At 56.1% G+C, this 19,401-nt stretch carries 16 protein-coding genes and 1 tRNA gene; 10 read left to right on the top strand and 7 right to left on the bottom strand.

The window, feature by feature from the left end:
• Positions 1–121: 121 nt before the first annotated feature.
• The 6 genes from HCO70_RS21765 (at position 122) to HCO70_RS21745 (ending at position 9,359) form a co-directional block, all read left to right on the top strand.
• Positions 122–2,923 carry an SIR2 family protein gene (locus tag HCO70_RS21765; RefSeq protein ID WP_172299993.1) on the top strand — a complete coding sequence of 934 codons (2,802 nt, stop codon included), beginning with the start codon at positions 122–124 and terminating at the stop codon, positions 2,921–2,923.
• On the top strand, positions 2,920–4,428 hold the full coding sequence (locus HCO70_RS21760) for a hypothetical protein (protein ID WP_172299992.1): 1,509 nt from the start codon (positions 2,920–2,922) through the stop codon (positions 4,426–4,428). The genes HCO70_RS21765 and HCO70_RS21760 overlap by 4 nt, the downstream gene beginning before the upstream one ends.
• An 86-nt stretch (positions 4,429–4,514) precedes the next feature.
• Positions 4,515–6,800: a restriction endonuclease gene (locus HCO70_RS21755; protein WP_172299991.1), complete on the top strand. Its 2,286-nt coding sequence runs from the start codon at positions 4,515–4,517 to the stop codon at positions 6,798–6,800.
• 193 nt (positions 6,801–6,993) lie between these two features.
• Positions 6,994–7,368 carry a hypothetical protein gene (locus HCO70_RS24680; protein WP_216665563.1) on the top strand — a complete coding sequence of 125 codons (375 nt, stop codon included), beginning with the start codon at positions 6,994–6,996 and terminating at the stop codon, positions 7,366–7,368.
• A 90-nt stretch (positions 7,369–7,458) separates the two neighbouring features.
• The gene (locus HCO70_RS24675; RefSeq protein WP_216665562.1) at positions 7,459–8,526 is read left to right on the top strand and encodes an AAA family ATPase; all 1,068 of its coding nucleotides are present in this window, start codon (positions 7,459–7,461) and stop codon (positions 8,524–8,526) included.
• Entirely contained in the window at positions 8,520–9,359 is an 840-nt protein-coding gene (locus HCO70_RS21745) for a hypothetical protein (RefSeq protein WP_172299990.1), read from the top strand. The genes HCO70_RS24675 and HCO70_RS21745 overlap by 7 nt, the downstream gene beginning before the upstream one ends.
• A 223-nt stretch (positions 9,360–9,582) precedes the next feature.
• On the opposite strand, the gene HCO70_RS21740 is transcribed toward HCO70_RS21745, so the two are convergent.
• The 4 genes from HCO70_RS21740 to HCO70_RS21725 all read right to left on the bottom strand — a co-directional run bounded on the left by HCO70_RS21740 (position 9,583) and on the right by HCO70_RS21725 (position 12,254).
• Entirely contained in the window at positions 9,583–10,137 is a 555-nt protein-coding gene (locus tag HCO70_RS21740) for a GNAT family N-acetyltransferase (RefSeq protein ID WP_172299989.1), read from the bottom strand.
• 221 nt (positions 10,138–10,358) lie between these two features.
• Positions 10,359–10,544, bottom strand: coding sequence for an AlpA family transcriptional regulator (locus HCO70_RS21735; protein ID WP_172300024.1), 186 nt, complete (start codon positions 10,542–10,544; stop codon positions 10,359–10,361).
• Between the two features lie 209 nt (positions 10,545–10,753).
• Positions 10,754–10,840: transfer RNA gene (locus HCO70_RS21730), tRNA-Leu, on the bottom strand.
• Positions 10,841–10,961: 121 nt separating this feature from the next.
• Positions 10,962–12,254, bottom strand: a complete 1,293-nt coding sequence (locus HCO70_RS21725; RefSeq protein WP_172299988.1) for a peptidoglycan-binding domain-containing protein — start codon at positions 12,252–12,254, stop codon at positions 10,962–10,964.
• 150 nt (positions 12,255–12,404) lie between these two features.
• On the opposite strand from HCO70_RS21725, the gene lipB reads away from it, so the two are divergent.
• Positions 12,405–13,070: a lipoyl(octanoyl) transferase LipB gene (gene lipB / locus HCO70_RS21720; RefSeq protein ID WP_172300023.1), complete on the top strand. Its 666-nt coding sequence runs from the start codon at positions 12,405–12,407 to the stop codon at positions 13,068–13,070.
• A 473-nt stretch (positions 13,071–13,543) separates the two neighbouring features.
• The gene (gene ctaD / locus HCO70_RS21715) at positions 13,544–15,214 is read left to right on the top strand and encodes a cytochrome c oxidase subunit I (RefSeq protein ID WP_172299987.1); all 1,671 of its coding nucleotides are present in this window, start codon (positions 13,544–13,546) and stop codon (positions 15,212–15,214) included.
• Positions 15,215–15,315: 101 nt separating this feature from the next.
• Here ctaD and HCO70_RS21710 read toward each other — a convergent pair whose 3' ends face one another.
• A complete protein-coding gene (locus HCO70_RS21710; protein ID WP_172299986.1) occupies positions 15,316–15,759 on the bottom strand; it encodes a hypothetical protein in 444 nt (147 codons plus the stop codon).
• A gap of 232 nt (positions 15,760–15,991) precedes the next feature.
• Here HCO70_RS21710 and HCO70_RS21705 point away from each other — a divergent pair, with 232 nt between their 5' ends.
• Positions 15,992–16,510, top strand: a complete 519-nt coding sequence (locus tag HCO70_RS21705) for a DUF2244 domain-containing protein (protein ID WP_172299985.1) — start codon at positions 15,992–15,994, stop codon at positions 16,508–16,510.
• A 32-nt stretch (positions 16,511–16,542) separates the two neighbouring features.
• On the opposite strand, the gene HCO70_RS21700 is transcribed toward HCO70_RS21705, so the two are convergent.
• Both HCO70_RS21700 and HCO70_RS21695 read right to left on the bottom strand, forming a co-directional pair.
• Complete coding sequence (locus HCO70_RS21700) at positions 16,543–17,670, bottom strand: aminotransferase class V-fold PLP-dependent enzyme (protein WP_172299984.1); 1,128 nt, start codon at positions 17,668–17,670, stop codon at positions 16,543–16,545.
• Positions 17,671–17,740: 70 nt separating this feature from the next.
• A complete protein-coding gene (locus HCO70_RS21695; protein ID WP_172299983.1) occupies positions 17,741–18,475 on the bottom strand; it encodes a GAP family protein in 735 nt (244 codons plus the stop codon).
• A 172-nt stretch (positions 18,476–18,647) separates the two neighbouring features.
• On the opposite strand from HCO70_RS21695, the gene HCO70_RS21690 reads away from it, so the two are divergent.
• Positions 18,648–19,391: a YbaY family lipoprotein gene (locus tag HCO70_RS21690; RefSeq protein ID WP_172299982.1), complete on the top strand. Its 744-nt coding sequence runs from the start codon at positions 18,648–18,650 to the stop codon at positions 19,389–19,391.
• The last annotated feature ends 10 nt before the right edge of the window (positions 19,392–19,401 follow it).

The raw sequence follows: 19,401 nt of genomic DNA, 5'->3' as shown, positions 1-19,401 counted from the left end.
ACTCAAAGGAAGATGACTAGAACGTTCTGCTTAGATGTTTTGCGAGTATGAACCATCTGGTATGTTCTGAATTTGTTCCGCATAATGAGCCAACAAAATCAAAACAACACGATTCGAGCAGATGGACAGCAAAGTTCTATCGTCAATCAGATATGCAGAAGTTGGACGCTTGCAAACACTGCTCGCGGAGCATCGCCAACCGATTTTGCTGCTAGGAGCAGGAGCGTCCGTCACATCCGGGGTGCCAGCTGCCGGTGAAACGGTGAACCGCGCAGCGAAATGGGCGTACTGCAAGGAGCACGGTCGTTCTCCAATGGACCCTGGTGTCGTCGACTCTGATTGGATTCCTTGGCTTGAACAGCAGTCTTGGTTCAAACGGGGGGTTGGCCTCGCCGATCAGTACCCAGTCGCGATCGACAACCTGTTGGGAATTGCGCAAGATCGAAGAGAGTTCTTCGAGCAACTCATCAGTCGGGGCGTGAAGCCTGGACAGGGCTACAGGGCATTAGCGCGCATACTGTACAATGGTTGGGTTGCAACAGTTCTAACGACAAATTTTGATCATTGTATTGATCGTGCGGCCGTTCTTGAAGCTGTGCCGCCCTACCTAGTCAAAATCCGCACAGCGTCCGACTGGATCCAATTCAAAACGTCGCCAGCAAACCCGCAGTTAATCCACATCCATGGATCGGTTGAGCACTATTCCGACAAAAACTTGGCTGAAGATGTCTTAAAGTTAGACCAAGAGACCGTAGAGCATATCAAGCCCCTACTGCGTGATCACCCATTGATCGTTGTCGGGTATCGCGGGATGGAGCCATCGGTCATGAAAGACCTGCTCGAGAACCAAATTGACTATGCAAATGGGTTCACCAATGGGGTTTTCTGGTGCGACATGAAACGCAGCATAACCGAGCCCCTGTCACCTCTGGTACAGTCTTTTGCCGATAAGATTGGTTCAAACTTCAATCGAGTCCCAATTGATGGCTTTGATCAATTGTTGAAGAACGACTTGCTGGACCAGCTCGCTGCTCGGCAGACCCCATTGAAACAACTGGGACCGGTCAGCGCCCCGAGTTCTCTTCCTTTGGACATGCGCCCTTTTCAATCCGCACGGTTTGAAGATTTGGATGAGCAGGTTCTTTTCCAGCGGTTGAGGCAGTACGCCGACAAGCACTACGAACCTTACCCTGAGCGATTTGACTCCGAGTGGGTCAGAGAACGTGCTGTTGTCAAAAGACTGCTCCATCAAACTGAGAGTGACCCAAAAGTTTCGTCGCCTACGCTCGCCGCCTGGGTCATGTTCGCCCGAAATCCGAACCAGAGCCTCGCCCAGGCAATGGTCAAACTGACCATTGAAGGTCCGGAATCATGGCTACGAGGAGCCTTCGGCGAAGATGCCGATCTCATTGATACCGACGAGGTTGGCATTTTTTCGGTTCAGCGGGAGATCGGTGGTACCCTTTGGAACCAGCTCAACACACTTGAGGAGACGATCGCTCTCCTCAATGCACCGTTTCTTTTGAAAGATGGAAAGTCCCACCAAGTAACCCCTTACCATCCGTTGGCTATTCACGAAATGATCGTGAATGCACTGGTGCATCGGGATTATTCGGTTGAAGCGCCAATAGAGATCAGGATTTCGCCGACTGAGATTGAAACGATAAGCCCAGGGGGTCTCATCGATGAAGTCGCGGCACGGGCGGGCGCAGAGTCGATTGAGAGCCTTGTGCGCGGAGGTTCGCGGGGTGTTTTGAAAGGCTACCGGAACCCCGTCATTTCGAGTTTCTTTTACGGTAGCAACGAAATGGAAAGGCGCGGCTCAGGCCTTGCCGACATGCTTCAGTATACAATTGACAATAATGGTGATGTGCATTTCCACCCGATGGAGCAGAATTCTGCGTTTAAGGTTCTGATCTTTGCCCGGCCAGAAGCAGTAGATGAAATTACGCGCACGGCGGTAGCTGATCAATCTGAGACAGTACGGTTCACGACAAATCTTGCGGAGTTTGTTGGTTTGCCGGAGAAGGTTTGGCACGCCGGTACATCCGCTCGATCAGCAGCTGGGCTTCGAAAAAGCGCCGGAGATCTTCCGGTTCCTCCAGGATATGTGCAAGATGGGCGCTTCTTTAGTTTTTACGATCTAGAGCGGATCACAAGTGACTATGTAACGCCATTTGACGAAGGAGACATCGAAGAACTGACGATCCCAGAGCTCTTTGAGCAGGGAAATGGTTTGAACATCATGCGCAGGCTACTGCATGAGCTCTTGAACGAACACCTAAGGGCAATCGGTCTCGTTGTAGACGAGGATCGTCGCCGGGCGCACTTCCCTAAGAACGACGAACCCGAAAGAAAGATCACCTATCAAGGACGTGTGAAGCGCGCCACGAGAACCATCGTAAAGGCTCGTACAAAGCGAGATTCTGACGACCTTCTCTACTACGAACACAAGGCCTTCACATACTCCTTGATGGCTTTTGGGATTGACTGGGGTCTGTTTATCAACCCGGGTTATGTCTTCACTCGCGACGGCAACCGCCGGTACTTGGGAAGGGATAGAATAAATATTCTGTCTACAAAAAGAGCGGCCCGAGACTTTAATCCCAGCGTGATGCACGATGTGACCTTCTGGATGGCATGTTTGTCTGAGGAGGCTGAAGGTGTTTTTGCATTGAAGCCTGAAACGAAGAACACGCTTTCGGATTATGCGCCGACAGTTCTTCTCAACACTGCGTTCCCCGGAATTGCTTATAAGTCGACAGCATTTGGTGATGGTCGAACGCTTGAGGACGAACTGGAGCAGAGTGTCTTGGAGGCTGATCAAGAGTTGGAAGATCTTGCGGCGATCGAAGACGTAGACGAAGTTGATGCCGCCCAAGATGATACCAATGATGATGACGGTGGGGAAGATGGCCAATGACGCTTGAGCTGTCAGTCAAAGAATTGACGCCCCCAAACCTTCAGTTTGGCGGCGCTCTGTCGGTTTCGGATCCCAAGGTAGGTCTGGCACAGGCGGGGCCGTTTGACCTCCATTTCGGGTCGGCTTCAAGGAAGCAGAAGATCGGGGTTGGAATAATTGGCCCCCAATGGATGATCGATCTCACCAGGGCTTGGTTGGAGCGCTGCATGAATCCGATCCCAGTTTTGGAAGGCGAAACACAACTGAGACGGATGTTTCCCGGTTTTGAGGAGACGTTCCACAGCGCAATATTGACTCAAGACAGCTGGACAATTCGGCTAGACGAGGGAGGCGTAGGCGACAAACTCGGTACTGCGCTCGCAATCAGTGATCCGTTTCGCCGTTTTGAACAGGTGCTGAACGCTTACGCCGATGCATTGGACAGCCTTGCCGCTCGCGACTCTAATCGGCCTGACTTGGTCATAATGGCGATGCCAGACGAAGTTCTGAAGAAGTCGCACGCAGTAGAGCGAAGTGCGACGGCCGAGGAAAAGAGGGCAGCGAATGCCATTCGAAAATCTCGCGCCAAAGGCCAGCTAGATCTGTTTGATCTGTTCGAAGAAGTCGAGCAATCGGAAGAGGACTTCCTGAAGCGAGATTTGCGCCATGCCCTGAAGGCTCGTGCACTCAGAGCCAAGCTGCCAATACAAATGGTCACTCGGAATCTTCTTGAGGATACACCGAGGGGGCAAGATGCTGCGACAAGAGCGTGGAACTTTTCGGTTGGTGTCTACTACAAAGCGGGTGGTGTTCCATGGAGATTGCCTCAAACAGGGCCTGAGACCTGCTTTGTCGGGATTTCTTTTCATCACCTGAGAACAACTAAGCGCCACATCGTTCAATCAAGTTTGGCGCAGGCCTTTTCAAGCGAAGGGGAAGGATTTGCCATCCGGGGCGATGGAGTACCAGCCACACCAGATCAGAGCCGCAATGTTCACCTTTCAGAAGAGCAAGCCTACGATCTTTCGAAAGATATCGTCGCGGAGTATGCAACGCGAGCAGGTGGTCCGCCGGTACGAGTTGTAATGCACAAGACGACGTATTTTGATGCCGCCGAACTTGCAGGTATCAGGGCAGCTCTTAGCGACATTCCGATCGTTGATCTGGTTACCCTCGTTCCGAGCAGTTTTCGACTGTTGAGGCTGGGGGTCTATCCGCCGAACGTTGGGACACTTTGCACTATCAACTCTGGTACTTCCTTTTTGTTCACATCAGGTTTTATGCCAGAGTTGGGTACGTATCCTGGCCCTCATGTTCCGCAACCATTTGAAGTTCGAATGCAATCAGGTGGCAGCAAAACCGAGGCCGCTCAAGACGTCCTAAATCTCACTCGCATGAATTGGAATACAGCCGATATTCGAGGAAAATGGCCGGTGACGTTGTCGTTTGCGCGGCGTGTCGGTGGTATATTGGACGAGTTTGGAGATGCCGAACCGGGCGAAACCTCATTTCGTTACTTCGTCTGAGAGACCGACAGATATTGTACACTAACTGAAATACGGGGGTAGCAGCCGTCTAAACCTAACCCTTAAAAAATGATTTGGCCCTAAGAATGCCCGAGTATGACTTCCATCAATTGTCTCCTCATGATCTTGAGGTTTTGACCCGCGATCTGTTCCAAGCAAGTTGGGACATCAATCTTGAAAGCTTCAAGACTGGCCGGGACAGTGGCATCGATTTTCGTTACGCTTCTGGACCGTCCAAGATGATCGTCCAGGTAAAGCATTACTTAAGGACAGGTCTAAAAGGCCTAATGCGCGATCTAAAGAAGGAGGCCATTAAGGTCCGCCGATTGAAACCTTCGCGATACGTCTTGGTAACTTCCGTCCCGCTGTCTCCACTCAATAAAGACGCTATTGTGGGTGTGATCGGCGGGGACTACTTAAAGCCTCACGACGTTTTTGGTCCTGACGATTTAAACAACTTGATCGGCCAGCATCCCGAAGTCGAGGGGCAACACTATAAGCTTTGGTTGGCCAGCCGGGCCGTCCTTGATCGGGTCATTCACAACTCGGCGTTGACCCGCAGCGAATTCAAGGCGCGCCAAGTCTATCAGTTGGCGCGGCGCTACGTCGCGAATGAAGCATATCCTAAAGCACTTAAGATGCTAGCGGAAGAACGGGTCGCAATCATTGCCGGCCCCCCAGGCGTCGGCAAAACGACCCTCGCGGACCTTTTGCTATACTCCCATCTAGAGCAGGGCTACCAGGCCGTTCTCATCGAGCGTGATGTTCGGGAAGGCGAAGAACTGTTCCAGCCAGGAATACGGCAGATTTTCTATTTTGACGACTTCATGGGCGCGACATTCGCAGGTGACCGTACTCAAAACGCCAATGACCGAGCGCTCTTGAACTTCATCGCGATGGTCCGGGCGACACCAGACGCACGTCTCGTGTTAACGACTCGTGAGCACGTCTTCTCTCAGGCGCTAGGTCGGTCCGAGCGGTTTCGTCATGCGGGACTTCGCGATTTTCGCGTCGTACTCAACATGCCGAGCTATACAACGATCCAGCGTGCCCGCATCCTCTACAATCATCTTCACTTCAGTGACTTGCCGACCGCCTACCAGAACAAACTGCTGGAAGATGAGTTCTACATGCGGATCGTGAAGCACGAGAAATTCAATCCACGACTGATAGAGTGGCTGTCGTCATATCGCCGACTGAAGCATGTGCCAGTGGAAAAGTATCGCGAGTTCGTCAACAACCTTCTGCGTGACCCCTCGGAGATCTGGCGCCATGCCTACGATGAGGAGATTTCGGAGGCGGGCCGCTCGGTTTTGCTCTCTATACGCACACTTGGTGGTCAGTGCGGCGGTCGTGCTCTGGAAAACGCGTTCGAGCCGCTCCACGCCCATCGCGCGTCGCGGTACAACTTTTCAACACGGCCGGACGATCTGCGCACAGGCATCCGAGAGGTTGTGAACAGCTTCATCAAACCTTGGGGCCCGCATGGCTTTGAAGTAATTGATCCATCCGTTCTTGATTTGCTAAACGCTGTTGCTCGCGACACACCAGACAACGCAGTAGACATGGTTCAGGGTGCGGCGAGTTTCGGGCAGATCGAGCAGATTTGGGGCCTTGCAAAGACCGAGGAAGGCGCCGCTATTCGGAGTGCTCTGAAGGATAAGTCGGACCGGATCGCTCCAACGATAGCGCGGTTGGCCGATCGTCGACGTAGGGTCAATATGGAGGGCGGTGGCGTTGCCTACTCCGGCCCGAGCTTTGAGCGGCGGCTCGCGACCGTTGTAAATATGGCTAATCTAATTGATCCTAGTGCGATTGGTGCACTGGTCGAACCGGCCTATACGCGATTGATCGAAGAATGGAAGTCCGAGCGACCAGAAATCAATGACGCGGTAGAGTTGATCCGTGCAATGGATGCAGCGTCATCATTGCCGCAGGACAGCCTAAGCAAAATGCGTGGTGTGGTTCTCAAGGCTGCTTTGGAAGAAGCCAGAACCGGCTGCCGATCAGACGAGCTGCGCGAGCTCCTTGGTGTAGTTGACGGGCAAGACGCAGGAAGTGAGAGGGCCATCGCCCGCGAAAGCTTCCTCCGGTATCAGCAAAATCAGTTCTCAGACGATCTGAGTGAATGTCGGTCGCGCGAACAGTTTTCTGACCTAATCGAAGACTTAGAACTGTTTCGAGATCAACTTGGCGTCAACGTTCAACGGATGATCCAGCGCGTTGAGGAAGCGAACGCCGAGTTTGAAGAACAAGAGGATCAATATGCAGACCATATGCAGGATGAATGGAAGGAGCGCTATCGCGCCGAACGTGACGATGACCGGAGTATTTCGGAAATGTTCGGATCGTTGAGGGGAGACCGCGCATAGCGGTTCGGCAAATCAAATGCAGGTTGTTTATCTTAGTCGCCGGAGCCGACGCACCAACCCGCCGCCACAAATTGCGGGAGACGTCATCGAGCTATTGACTAATAACTGGGACGATTACGGCTTTAAGACAACGTTCCCGGTCACTTGTAGACTTGGTGGCGAGATAGTCGAGCTGCCAGGACTTCGGCTACTAGTGGCCGACGAGCGCACGTCCAGTTCAGCCTTGGACAGGGCTCGAGACGCGGGCTGGGACGGCGTCTTCCCTGTCCCCGACACTGATTATGTCTCCGTACCTGGCGAAATTACCTTCTATGAGCAGATCGCAGGAGCGCTCGGTGTGGAGGTTGCTACAGAAGTTGCAACCGTGCTCCGGGACGCAAGCTATCTCGTCAATGTCGTTGACGACGCAGACGCCAAAGCGCTTGTGGACAGCGAAGGCTTTGGTAGTTCCCTCCAGCGCGAGCGCTCCAGCATGAAAGCATTCATTGATGGCTGGCGGGTGTTTGAGGAGCAGGCAATCGCAGTGCAGAATCTCGGCTTCAGGTTCGAAAATGCTGTCGGCAACTAGAGCACTCTTGAGCTAAAGTTCCAGCCACAGACGCGGCTCCCTCACGATATTAACGTCCTGATCGGTCCAAACGGCTATGGCAAATCGCAGTTGCTGCATCAAATAGTAAAGCACTGGATTTCGCCTTCAGAGGAAGGCGATCACGGCTTCGTCGAGAAGCCCAACCTAAGCCAACTTGTTGTGGTTTCGTACAGTCCCTTCGAGCGCTTTCCGGTCGATCTCGCAGGCCGCGAACTCCAGGACAAGGAGTCCTATCGTTACTTCGGTCTCCGCGGTCGCACAAAGCCGAGCGACGCCAAAAAGCTCGGGCGGATCACGCTGTCTCATTACTTTCCAAAGCGAAATGCAGCGCGGTCCCTGGTCCAGTGCCTCGCCGACGATCAACGCTTGCGTTCGATCCGAGACTGGTCTCGCAAGGTCGCGACAATGGAAAGTGTCCTCAGAACCGCGATGGCATTCGACTTCGCGGCTGTCGAAGTTGGCCCGCGCAAAAGAAGGGAGTCCTTCTATCACGACGTCGAAGATATCGATCCACTTGCCGTTGATGTCGGCGATGGAGAAGATCGACGGCGCTATATTCCGATCGCGTCCGATCGCGTCGTGGAGCTCGATAATGAGCGGTTGAGCGCAACGCTCGAAGCGACATCAGGCGTCACCTTCTTCCTCGATGGTCAACCGATTGAGCTTAGTTCAGGTCAACGACTTTTTGCTTACATCGTAATCAACATCCTCGGTGCAATTCGCCGAAACAGTCTGATCCTGGTAGATGAGCCAGAGCTTTTTCTCCATCCAACTCTCGAGATCCAGTTTGTCGAGATGCTCAAAATGATCCTTTCGCGTTTCAATTCGAAAGCGTTGCTCGCGACCCATTCGGTGGTAACTGTGCGGGAGGTTCCGTCTCATTGCGTCCACGTGTTTGAAAACACCGAAGACGACATCATCCTTAGGCACCCGCCTTTTCAAACCTTTGGCGGAGATTTCCAGCGGATCTCTTCCTATGTCTTCGGTGACAAATCGGTGTCGAAGCCCTTTGAAGATTGGATTAGGGCGCAACTAGAGGAGCTAGGTTCGGCCGAAGCACTAATCACCGAACTCGGCGATCAGATTAATGAGGAACTCATCGTTCAGATAAAGGCGACGGAGCGTGGCCAGTGGTAATGTTGCTTGAGGTGCCTGCCGCCTGCAGCCTTGAAATGGTAGGCGATGTGGTTGAAGAGCGGCAAGCTGGCGTTAATGCGGGCTTCTTTGCCGGCATCGCTGAAGAATGGCGTGATCGTGTCCAGGCCTATGTCGATGCAGAAGGATCGCCATCGGCAGTGCCAACATGGCCTGACATTGAATACAAGAAGAACAGCTTTCTTAACCTGTACCTGTCGCCTAAGGATGGGTCCGTACAAGGAAACATGCTCGCGGCAATGCGGGATCATAAGCTGTCGCTCTGTCCAGCCTGCGGCGAGGCGGGCGCGCCAAATACTCTGGATCACTATTTGCCTAAGGGGCTCTACCCACACTTTTGCGTTACGCCATACAATCTTTTCCCAATGTGCGACGCCTGCCAAACGAACAAAAAGGATAAGACGGGCGATGCGGCAGATCCCAAGTTCTTTATTCACCCCTATTTCGATGTGTTTGCCGCCAACCAGGTACTCCAGCTCACTATAGAACCACCATTTGACGCTCCGGCCTTTGAATTTGGTGCAGTGCCTCAATTGCCTGCGCCGCAGCGTGCCTTAGTAAATCGACATGTTAAGGAACTCGGCATTGTTCAACGCTACGCTCGTTTTTTTCGTAACCAGCACCAACGCCTGCTTCGGCTCTGCCAAAAGCTTCGCGAAGAGGACCTTGATGTCGAGACCAACCTAGGTTTCTTTCGGGACAACGCTGCTGTGCCCACGCGAAATTCGTGGGAGCACGTGTTCTACAGCGCGGTTCTATGCAATGCGGATATGCTCGTCTATCTTCGGGATGGCGACTTTCCGGACTACCGCTAGCTTTGAATGCCGCATGTTCGGGCCAGTTCGCGTTCGAACCTATTTGCGTTTATTGAACTTGACGGCTTGTGGACCATACCGCGCACTGTAACGATTATGGGACCCAATCCTATTGTTCTCAGAAAGTGTACGTTCCTTCGATTCATCTTAAAGTCCGCTTTGGGGTAGCTGCGATGCAGCACGGAATGCCCCGATGAATGGCTGGTGTGGGCCGTGAGTTGAACTAAAACAGGTAGCCCAGAAGATCAATCTCGCCCCTCGGCCATGGCGTCGTCCCCAAAGATTTGGCCATAAAACAATCATGCAGATCACGCTCTATGACGGAGTGGCTACGTAGTTCATCGATTGCAAGCCAACGCGTATGAGCCGGTACAATCCTTTGGTAACCGTTAGCCTCATACACACGATGATCATCCGCGAAGAGAAGTGAGAAGTCACGCCCGACATCGAATGTTTCAGACGCCCGAACGAGGGCGGTCCCAATTTTTAGACCACGCCGATCCGCAGCAACACACAGATCGATAATACCCACGATCTCGTAGAGCGTGCCCCCCACGGTGATTACGCGAAAATCGAGTCCGACATGTCCAACGAGGCGATCATTTTCGAACGCGAGAAGGCGATGATGAGGTTGTTGCTTATAAAATGTGCGGCCATCGAAAGTCGCAGAAAAACAATCGTCCAAAAGTTTGACTAGAGCAGGTCCGATGTCCCGTCGGCATGCAAGGCGAATGGTAATACCCTGCGGCAATTGAGTGTTTGAAGTGTGAAATACCATGTGCGTTTCTTAGCCCGTGTTGCCAGCCGGAAGCAATATTCACTTTGTCCGCTCAGCGGACCTTGGCCCTTGGAAAATGCTGCGCGACGCGCGAACGACTGCTTCGGTGAAGCTGCGCCGCGGCGTTGTCTCGCGGCCCCAAGGTCGGCTTTGGGCCGGAATTGTCGGGCGGCCAAGCTGTGCACGCTGGGCCGCCCTTACTCCCACTCAGGGAGTGTCGGTCAGGTCGTCTCTCTGCTATCCAGCCGCGTCTGAAGCCAGTCTAGGACTTCGTCTTCGACCCATCCCACCCTGTTGGGGCCAAGGATAATTCTCCTAGGGAATTTCCCTGCCTTCTCCAGGCGTGCGATGTGCTGCGGCGAGTACAGGACCAACTCCTTCAGCTGGTGCTTTGACAAGATCCTCATCGCGATCTCTCCATGATTGAAGAGCATCGCGATGCCCTAGGTTACGACAATACCCAGGCCAAGAAACGATAGAGCGTTGGCGACTCGCTTACTAGCCATTGATGCTCATTGCTGTCCGTACAATCGCCCTTCGGAAGGGGGGCTAAAAGGGGGGCCAAATTTCCCACGCTTGAAATATTCTTTATATATTAGACACTTAGCTAATACATTGGTGCGGTCGAGAAGACTCGAACTTCCACGGGAGTTACCCCACAGCGACCTCAACGCTGCGCGTCTACCAATTCCGCCACGACCGCACACTTGAATTGGTGCGCGGGTCTTAAACGAGCCGACAGGCGATGTGAAGCCCGATTTTCGCATGCGCAAAAAGAAACCCGGGCCGACGCGCGGCCCGGGTTCTTCTGTTACTAAATAGGCTTAGTTGTTGGTCTGGACGACCGGCAGTTTGCCCTTGGTAGACGTGGATTTCGCGGCAGATGCGGGTGCTCCGCCATTCAGGCGATAGACGGCCTCGTCCACAAGCTCCGTGCGAGCGCCATCCCCGAAAACCGGGGTCGCGCCATTGGCGAGTTCATCCGTAGTCCAGATGAGCCAGTCCATCGCGCGATCCTGGTTCGCCGCAGTGCCGAACCCATGGTACAGGTGATGACCCATCAACTCGCCATAGGCCGGCTGGCCCAGCGCGACAAGCAGCAGGCCGGAGCCCAGCGCCACGTTCATGTTATCCTTCCGGTACCCTATCCCAAGGCAGATCTTGGCTGTAGAGGCCAGTTGCGCAGAATCGGTACCGCTCGACGAAACGAAGCCTGTGACATCCCCGATCACGTCGGCACGCGGCTTGCCATAGAGCGACGTTACATAGCTGGCCATCACAGGACCCAGCTGTTCGCACTGCGCTTCGATATCGGCTAGGGTCACGCCCTGAACGGAGTTGGCCAGCCCTGTCGAGTCATCGATTGCTTCAGCCCGAGCACCGCAGAACACCTGCTCCAGCGCCGGCTTCGGATCCGTCATCGACACAGGGGTTATCCGCGGGCCGGTCACGGTCGGGCTGGAGCAGAACGCGGCCAGCTGGCCGTTCCCTGTCGGAACCGGGATCACCGGCAAACCGACAAGCGGTGGTGTTTCCGGCGTTGCCGGTGCTTCCGCCGCTGGCGGGGCATCGGATTCGGCCGAGGCCATCGTTGTAACAGGCGCACCGCCGCCCGAAGCAGGCGGTTTGCCTGTCATCATGTCTCGCTGTGCGATCAGCAAGGCACGGGCACCCATCGGATCGGTGGAGACCAACTGCATCGTTGCATAGTCGCCGACTTGCCCACGGTTGTACGCGCCGACAAGCACCTCGCGCTGGAACGGCGTCAGCTGACCGGTCACCGGGAATTGCAAGAACGCCTGATAGCTGCTCACGGCCCGAGCGGTCTGCGGGCCGAACACGCCGTCGGCGCCGCCAGCGTTGAACCCGAAGTAGTTCAGCGACGTTTGTGTCACGCGATTTGCGGCGCGAGCCGGCGAGTCGGGACGGGGCGTCACGTAAACCCGCTTCGTTGGTCGCGGCTTGTTCTTGTTCGCTTCATTGATGATCACACCAGTGACCACACCCCCGACGATCCCACCCAGAAGCGCGTCACCGACATCGGCAGCGGCACGGTGGGCAGGGGCAGCAAGCACAGCAGCAGTCGCGGTAAGCGCGACAAGTTTCTTCTTAAACATGGACCTCTCCAGGGCTGAAAATAATCGGCTCTGCACCGACTGTATCACAAGTGTGTCGGTTGCCTACGCTTTTTGGTTCAAAGGGTTTCCGGGTCTGTGGGCTATTTGGCCCGGCTGGACATTGGCCATCATTTGGCTGAAACCCCTATCATGGTGGATTGGATCATCTCCGACGGCTTGACGGATTACGACCACGCCGTAGCCGTGATGGAAGACCGCGCCGCAGCGATCGCTTCCGGGACTGCGGACGAGGCCATTTGGCTGGTCGAGCACCCACCGCTTTACACAGCCGGCACCTCGGCAAAAGCCGAGGATCTGAAAGACCCTCACAGGTTTCCCGTGTTCGAGACGCGCCGCGGCGGGCAATTCACCTACCACGGTCCAGGACAACGGGTGGTCTACGTCATGTTGAATGTCGGCAGGCGCGGGCACGACGTGAGAAAATTCGTTCAAGATCTTGAAAAATGGGTAATTTCCACTCTGGATCGATTCAACGTGACGGGCGAAATTCGCGACGGTCGCGTCGGCGTCTGGGTTACGCGCCCCGAAAAGCCGTCGCTACCCGACGGCAGCCCACGTGAGGACAAGGTTGCCGCGATTGGCATTCGCCTGCGGAAGTGGGTCAGTTTTCACGGGATATCGATAAATGTCGAACCTGACCTTTCCCATTTCGACGGCATAGTACCCTGCGGCGTAACCGGGCATGGTGTCTCGTCTCTGGTCGATCTCGGCCTGCCGGTAACCATGCCGGATCTGGACAATGCATTGAAGCTGACATTCCCGCAGATTTTCCCGAATCCAGATGACGTTGGGTAAGGAATTCCATACGGGCGGGAATTCCTGAATTTTCACGGAACCTTAACACACAGTACAACGTTTGTGCATCGAAGCTGCCTAACTGGAGGTGCACCTCATGTCCGTACAATCGCTCTTCCTGACGATGGTCGGGCTGGGAATGTTTCTGATCGTTCCCCTTATCACGATCACCAGCTAGACGGCTGCTGCCTCGGGCGCCTCATCCCCTTTGGCCGCCCGAACTGTCCCTTGAACTGGCGCCCCGGCCACAGGCCGCGGGCGCCTTTTTTTTCGCCAACGCCATCCGTGTCGCCCAAACCTGTCGTCCATGACTCAAGTCAAATCCCGCACCGCCTGCGACAATCTGATCGTCATTCTTGCGGATCACTGATTGCCCCGCGCCGCCGCGGATACTAAAACGCATTCAAATCAGGCGATCCGAGGCGACTCGGACTACGTCCGATAACAGTCTAACGGGAAAGCAGGAGGCACGTATGGCCGACGCCGCCATCCATGGCCACGAACACGAGGACAACCGGAGCTTCTTTGTCCGGTGGTTCATGTCCACGAACCACAAAGACATCGGGATCCTTTACCTCTTTACCGCCGCCGCCTTCGGCTTCATCTCGGTTCTCTTCACCGTTTACATGCGGATGGAACTGATGAACCCCGGTGTGCAGTTCATGTGTCAGGAAGGCATGCGTTTCATCGCCTCCTCGGCGGAATGTACCCCTAACGGTCATCTCTGGAACGTGCTGATCACCGGCCACGGCATCTTGATGATGTTCTTCGTGGTCATCCCGGCCCTGTTCGGCGGCTTCGGAAACTATTTCATGCCGCTGCAGATCGGTGCACCGGACATGGCATTCCCGCGAATGAACAACTTGTCGTATTGGCTGTTCGTCGCCGGCACCTCGCTGGCCATTGCGTCAGTGTTCTCGCCCGGCGGCGACGGACAAGCCGGTTCGGGCATCGGCTGGGTGCTGTATCCGCCGCTTTCCACATCCGAAGGCGGCTTCTCCACCGACCTCGCGATCTTCGCCGTGCACCTCTCCGGTGCCTCGTCGATCCTCGGCGCGATCAACATGATCACCACCTTCCTGAACATGCGCGCCCCGGGCATGACGCTGTTCAAGGTTCCGCTGTTCGCATGGTCGATCTTCGTCACCGCATGGCTGATCCTGCTTTCCCTGCCCGTTCTGGCCGGTGCGATTACCATGCTGCTAACCGACCGGAACTTCGGCACCACCTTCTTCGACGCCGCCGGCGGCGGCGACCCGGTGCTTTACCAGCACATCCTGTGGTTTTTCGGCCACCCGGAAGTGTATATCGTGATCGTTCCCGGATTCGGCATCATCAGCCATGTCGTTGCCACGTTCAGCCGCAAGCCTGTCTTTGGCTACCTGCCGATGGTCTGGGCGATGATCGCCATCGGCGCCCTGGGCTTCGTTGTCTGGGCGCACCACATGTACACTGTCGGCATGACGCTCAGCCAGCAAAGCTACTTCATGCTCGCCACCATGGTCATCGCGGTACCGACTGGTATCAAGATCTTCTCGTGGATCGCGACGATGTGGGGCGGATCGGTCGAGTTCAAGACGCCGATGCTCTTCGCATTTGGCTTCATCTTCCTGTTCACGCTCGGCGGCGTGACCGGCATCGTGCTGAGCCAGGCTCCCATCGACCGCGCCTATCACGACACCTACTACGTCGTGGCGCACTTCCACTACGTGATGTCGATTGGTGCGGTAATGGCAATCTTCGCCGGCATCTATTACTACATCGGTAAAATGTCCGGCCGTCAGTACCCGGAACTCGCTGGCAAGATCCACTTCTGGACCTTCTTCATCGGCGTGAACATCACGTTTTTCCCGCAGCACTTCCTCGGACGTCAGGGGATGCCGCGCCGCTACATCGACTATCCGGAGGCATTCGCGTTCTGGAACCATATCTCGTCGATCGGCGCCTTTATCTCCTTCGCATCCTTCCTGTTCTTCATCGGAATCGTGTTCTACACACTGACCCGTGGCGCCAAGGTGAACCAGAATAACTACTGGAACGAGTACGCGGACACCTTGGAATGGACCCTGCCCTCGCCGCCTCCGGAGCACACGTTCGAGACGCTCCCGAAGCAGAGCGACTGGGATAAGGGCCACGCCCACTAAATCTGCTGTCATCCGGCAGGACTAAAAAGCCCGGGATGCGGTTCGCTTCCCGGGCTTTTCTTTCTTCAGTCTGGCATGAACGTAGAGTTTCTGGGCCTATCTCACGGGCAATCCAGCGCGACCGGCTCTTGCAGAAACGGGCGTTCAGCATACTCCACGAACTTGCGCTTGAACTCGAGGTTCGTCACAGCCATCCCGTCCGGGCTCCACTCGTAAAGCAGGCGTATGCCGGCAATCTCCCCCAGTTTCAGCCGAAGCAGGATCAGGTGCTCCTCGACGTCGTCGCCTAGTTTCGCGATCTGGTAGACGGTTCCCCCCGAAAACACCTGCTCTTCCAGAAGCTTCGCGAAATTCTGCTGCGCACCATCCCGATTTGACTGAGGCCAGCGCGTCGAGATCTCCTCGACCAGCTCATTGACCATTCCGGCCCGGTTGTTGCCAACCACGTCGAGAATCCGGCAACTCTGTTCCAAAGGCTCGGCAGCGGCACTTGCCGAATATACGGCCGCTGTCAGTGCGATAAACGCGATTTGCCTTGCCTTCATGGTGAATCCTCTTCGGTTACTGAAGCCTCACAAGTCGACCATCACAGACAAATGTGGCCTGCGACAAGGCAACGACGCCAGAACCCGGCTCCGGGGCATAACGTTTCCGTGCTTGCAGGCAGATCTAGCCACCAATCAGAGTGTTTGCCACCTTGCCGGCTGGCCTCTGGACAAGCCTGGCTGAACGCCGCAGATTCCCATCCGACGCTTCAGTCGGACAACTGAGTCACACATGCCGTACAAATGGGACACCGTTGCCGCCTCCGGCACCAACGATGCCGTCATTGGCTGGCATCTGATGCTGTGGCCACACCGCTCCCTCTCGCCTGAGGGATTCGTGACCTTTTTCAGCATCACTTTCCTGCTGTTGCTGGTCCCGCTCTTTGCGGTACTTGGATCGCCCGTGCTCTGGGGACTACTGCCGTTCCTGATGGGCACCCTGGCGCTTACATGGTACCTGATCCGGCGTTCGTGGCGTGACGGTTCTTTGCGTGAGGACCTGTTGCTCGACCAGGATCATATCGAGGTGGTGCGCCGGGAACCCAGCGGCACCGAGAAAAGCTGGCAGGCCAACCCCTATTGGGTTCGCGTTAAGCTGCATGAATCAGGGGGCCCGGTGGAAAACTACCTGACGCTCGAAGGTTCGGGCCGGATGGTGGAAATCGGTGCTTTCCTCAGCCCCGAGGAGCGCATCAGCCTATACACCGACCTGACTGACAGACTCGCCCGCCTCGGCCTGCGGCCGCGCTGACATGACAGTCGCGTTGCGGCGCGAAATACTGATCACATCACCTTGTCCAGCGTTGCCTCCAGACGTGCCACGCTGGCGTTAACGTCAACAAGCTTGTCGAGCCCGAACAAGCCCAACCTGAACGCACGGTATTCGGGGCCTTCGTCGCACATTAGCGGCACACCGGCCGCGACCTGCACGCCCAGCGCGGCGAAGGCTTTCCCGGTCGCGATCTCCGCATCGCCCGTATAACTGACGACCACACCGGGCGCCTGGAACCCCTCAGCCGCCACTGATTTCACGCCACGCTTCTCAAGCGCAGAACGCACTCGATGACCTTGTTCCCACTGCGCTTCTTTCAGTTTGTCGTAGCCATATTCCCTAGTCTCCAGCATTGTATCCCGGAACACCCGCAACGCATCGGTCGGCATCGTCGCGTGATATGCATGGCCGCCATCCTCATAGGCCTCCATGATCGCCAGCCACTTGCCGAGATCGGCGGCAAAGGAGGTCGATACCGCGGACTTGCACGCCTCCACTGCATCCTCGTTCATCATCACCAGCCCGGCGCAAGGCTGCGCCGACCAGCCCTTCTGCGGGGCAGAGATCAGCACATCCACGCCGACCGCCCGCATATCCACCCAGACACAGCCCGATGCAATGCAATCGAGCACGAACAGCCCGCCGTTCTCGTGGACCGCCGCCGCGACCCGCCGAATGTACTCGTCTGGCAGGATCATCCCCGACGCCGTCTCGACATGCGGGGCGAACACGACGTCCGGGCGCAACTCGGCTATCTTCGCCTCGACCTCTTCAATGGGTGCCGGCGCGAATGGCGCATCCACCGCATTCCCCGTCCGCCGGGCCTTCAGCACCGTCTCTTCTGCCGGGATCGACCCCATCTCGAAGATCTGGCTCCAGCGATAGGAAAAGAAGCCGTTCCGGATCACCATCGCCTTCTTGCCGGTCGCGAACTGCCGCGCCACCGCTTCCATCGCATAGGTCCCGCCACCCGGTACCAGCGCCACCGAGTCGGCCCCATAGACCACCTTCAGCATCGACGAGATGTCTCGCATCACCTTCTGGAAAGCGGTGGACATGTGGTTCAATGAGCGGTCGGTAAAGACAACCGAGAACTCCAGCAGACCATCGGGATCGACGGTATCGAGCAAAGCGGACATGGCAGGTCTCCCTAAAGATTGGCCATTCGCTACCCCAGACGGTGTGCCGGGGCAAAGCGAATCCGTACCCTCAGTAGAGTTCGCTCGCAGCTAGTGCGGACAGCCCGTCACCCAGAACCTTCACACCGATAAGCAGGAAAAGCAGCATCAGGATCACGTTGTTGTTGCGCAGCATAAAATCCTTCACCACGCCAAGCGAGGTTTCCGCCTTCGCTCCGCCCAGCAAACGATACATGACAGTGCCGAAGACGGTGACGGTACTAAGCGCCACGAACACCGCTCCGGCCACGACTGTGCCCAATGAATAGAGTTCATGTCCGACGATGATCGCACTTCCCGCAATGGCAAGTGCCACATTCTTAGGGTTCACGCCGCCGATCATCGCGCCCACCACCATCGCCCGGCCGGGGGTTACGGTGGTCAGCGACCTCAGCCAACCTGGCGGCTCCGGTACGATGGCGCCGCGTGGCCGGCCGCGCCATTTCTTCCACGCCGCCCAGAGCAGCAATACCCCGATGACTAGCTGCATCATGGGTCCAAAGATGGCGAACTCGCTTTCAGCGCCACCCAAAAGCAGGATCATCAGGAATGTCAGCGTCGTCAACCCAAAGAGCCAACCGAACAGAAAGCTCAGGCCGGCAGCCGGTCCTTCAGGAGAACCCTGAACAAGGACTACTGCGACCACGGTAAAGGGGCTGAATGCGATGGCGATCGCGATGGGCAGAAATGCCCCGGTCACAAAGAGGATCGAGAGAAAACCCTGAACCACCGCTTCGCCCCAACCACGCGCGGCCCGAAGCCGCACATTTCATCCATTACCCGTCATTCTACACCGGTCAAGCTGTATGCCAGCAGCGGATTGCCATTTCGGAGTCGGCGGTAACACGCCACTGCTGCGCCACTACTGGTACGCATCACCCGGGTCGCCTAGCATTACACACAGGTCCGACGCTGATCGCTCATCACGGAGGAAAAAGATGCGCAAGATCCTTGCCTTGTCTGTCATGGCTATGACGTTACCGACGCTGACTGCCTCTGCCGAGGTCCGCACCATCGAAGTAACCGCGCGATACCTGGAGCGCATGGCCCTGCCCCCGGACGCGGTGCTCGAAATCGACCTGCTCGACACGTCCCGGGCCGGTGCGCCGGCGATCCAGCTCTCATCCCAAAGGCTGCATATCCGGGGCGTCCCGGCCACGGTCGATCTGCCGTATGAGAGCAGCCTCATCGACCAGCGTTTGACCTATACCGTGACTGCGGCGATTCACTCCGGCGATCAGGTCTTGTTCCGCTTGACCACGGCCATCCCGGTGATCACCCGCGGCGGGCCCGACAGCGTCGACATCGTGATGCAAATCATGGCCAGCGAAGAACCTCCTTCCGGCATAACCGGTGCAACCTGGACCGCCTACGAGATCGGTGGCCGGATGCTGGTAGCGGAGGATCCACCGACGATGACCATCGCAGGAGACGGAAGCATTGCGATCTTCGGCGGCTGCAATCGACAAATAGGCTCGGTCAAGCTTGAAGATGGCGGCTTCGCCCTGGCCAGCCCGCTCGCCGGCACCATGATGCTCTGCCCGGACAACAAGATGAAGCTCGAGACGGACTTTCTCGCTGCCATCGCGGACACTGCGCGCTATGAACGCAACGGCGACCAACTCAGCTTCGTAAACGAGGCTGGCATTGCGACGGTGCGCTTCCGCCAAACGCCGGAATAGCCATAACCTG

It is taken from the genome of Pseudoruegeria sp. HB172150 (assembly GCF_013184805.1).
Taxonomy (GTDB): domain Bacteria; phylum Pseudomonadota; class Alphaproteobacteria; order Rhodobacterales; family Rhodobacteraceae; genus Psychromarinibacter.
This window is presented reverse-complemented; position numbering and strand designations above follow the sequence as displayed.

Excerpts from the sequence above, each read along its gene's own strand:
- HCO70_RS21765 (WP_172299993.1), top strand. The coding sequence starts at position 122 with ATGGACAGCAAAGTTCTATCGTCAATCAGATATGCAGAAGTTGGACGC.
- HCO70_RS21760 (WP_172299992.1), top strand. The coding sequence starts at position 2,920 with ATGACGCTTGAGCTGTCAGTCAAAGAATTGACGCCCCCAAACCTTCAG.
- HCO70_RS21755 (WP_172299991.1), top strand. The coding sequence starts at position 4,515 with ATGCCCGAGTATGACTTCCATCAATTGTCTCCTCATGATCTTGAGGTT.
- HCO70_RS21740 (WP_172299989.1), bottom strand. The coding sequence starts at position 10,137 with ATGGTATTTCACACTTCAAACACTCAATTGCCGCAGGGTATTACCATT.
- HCO70_RS21735 (WP_172300024.1), bottom strand. The coding sequence starts at position 10,544 with ATGAGGATCTTGTCAAAGCACCAGCTGAAGGAGTTGGTCCTGTACTCG.
- HCO70_RS21725 (WP_172299988.1), bottom strand. The coding sequence starts at position 12,254 with ATGTTTAAGAAGAAACTTGTCGCGCTTACCGCGACTGCTGCTGTGCTT.
- lipB (WP_172300023.1), top strand. The coding sequence starts at position 12,405 with ATGGTGGATTGGATCATCTCCGACGGCTTGACGGATTACGACCACGCC.
- ctaD (WP_172299987.1), top strand. The coding sequence starts at position 13,544 with ATGGCCGACGCCGCCATCCATGGCCACGAACACGAGGACAACCGGAGC.
- HCO70_RS21710 (WP_172299986.1), bottom strand. The coding sequence starts at position 15,759 with ATGAAGGCAAGGCAAATCGCGTTTATCGCACTGACAGCGGCCGTATAT.
- HCO70_RS21705 (WP_172299985.1), top strand. The coding sequence starts at position 15,992 with ATGCCGTACAAATGGGACACCGTTGCCGCCTCCGGCACCAACGATGCC.
- HCO70_RS21700 (WP_172299984.1), bottom strand. The coding sequence starts at position 17,670 with ATGTCCGCTTTGCTCGATACCGTCGATCCCGATGGTCTGCTGGAGTTC.
- HCO70_RS21690 (WP_172299982.1), top strand. The coding sequence starts at position 18,648 with ATGCGCAAGATCCTTGCCTTGTCTGTCATGGCTATGACGTTACCGACG.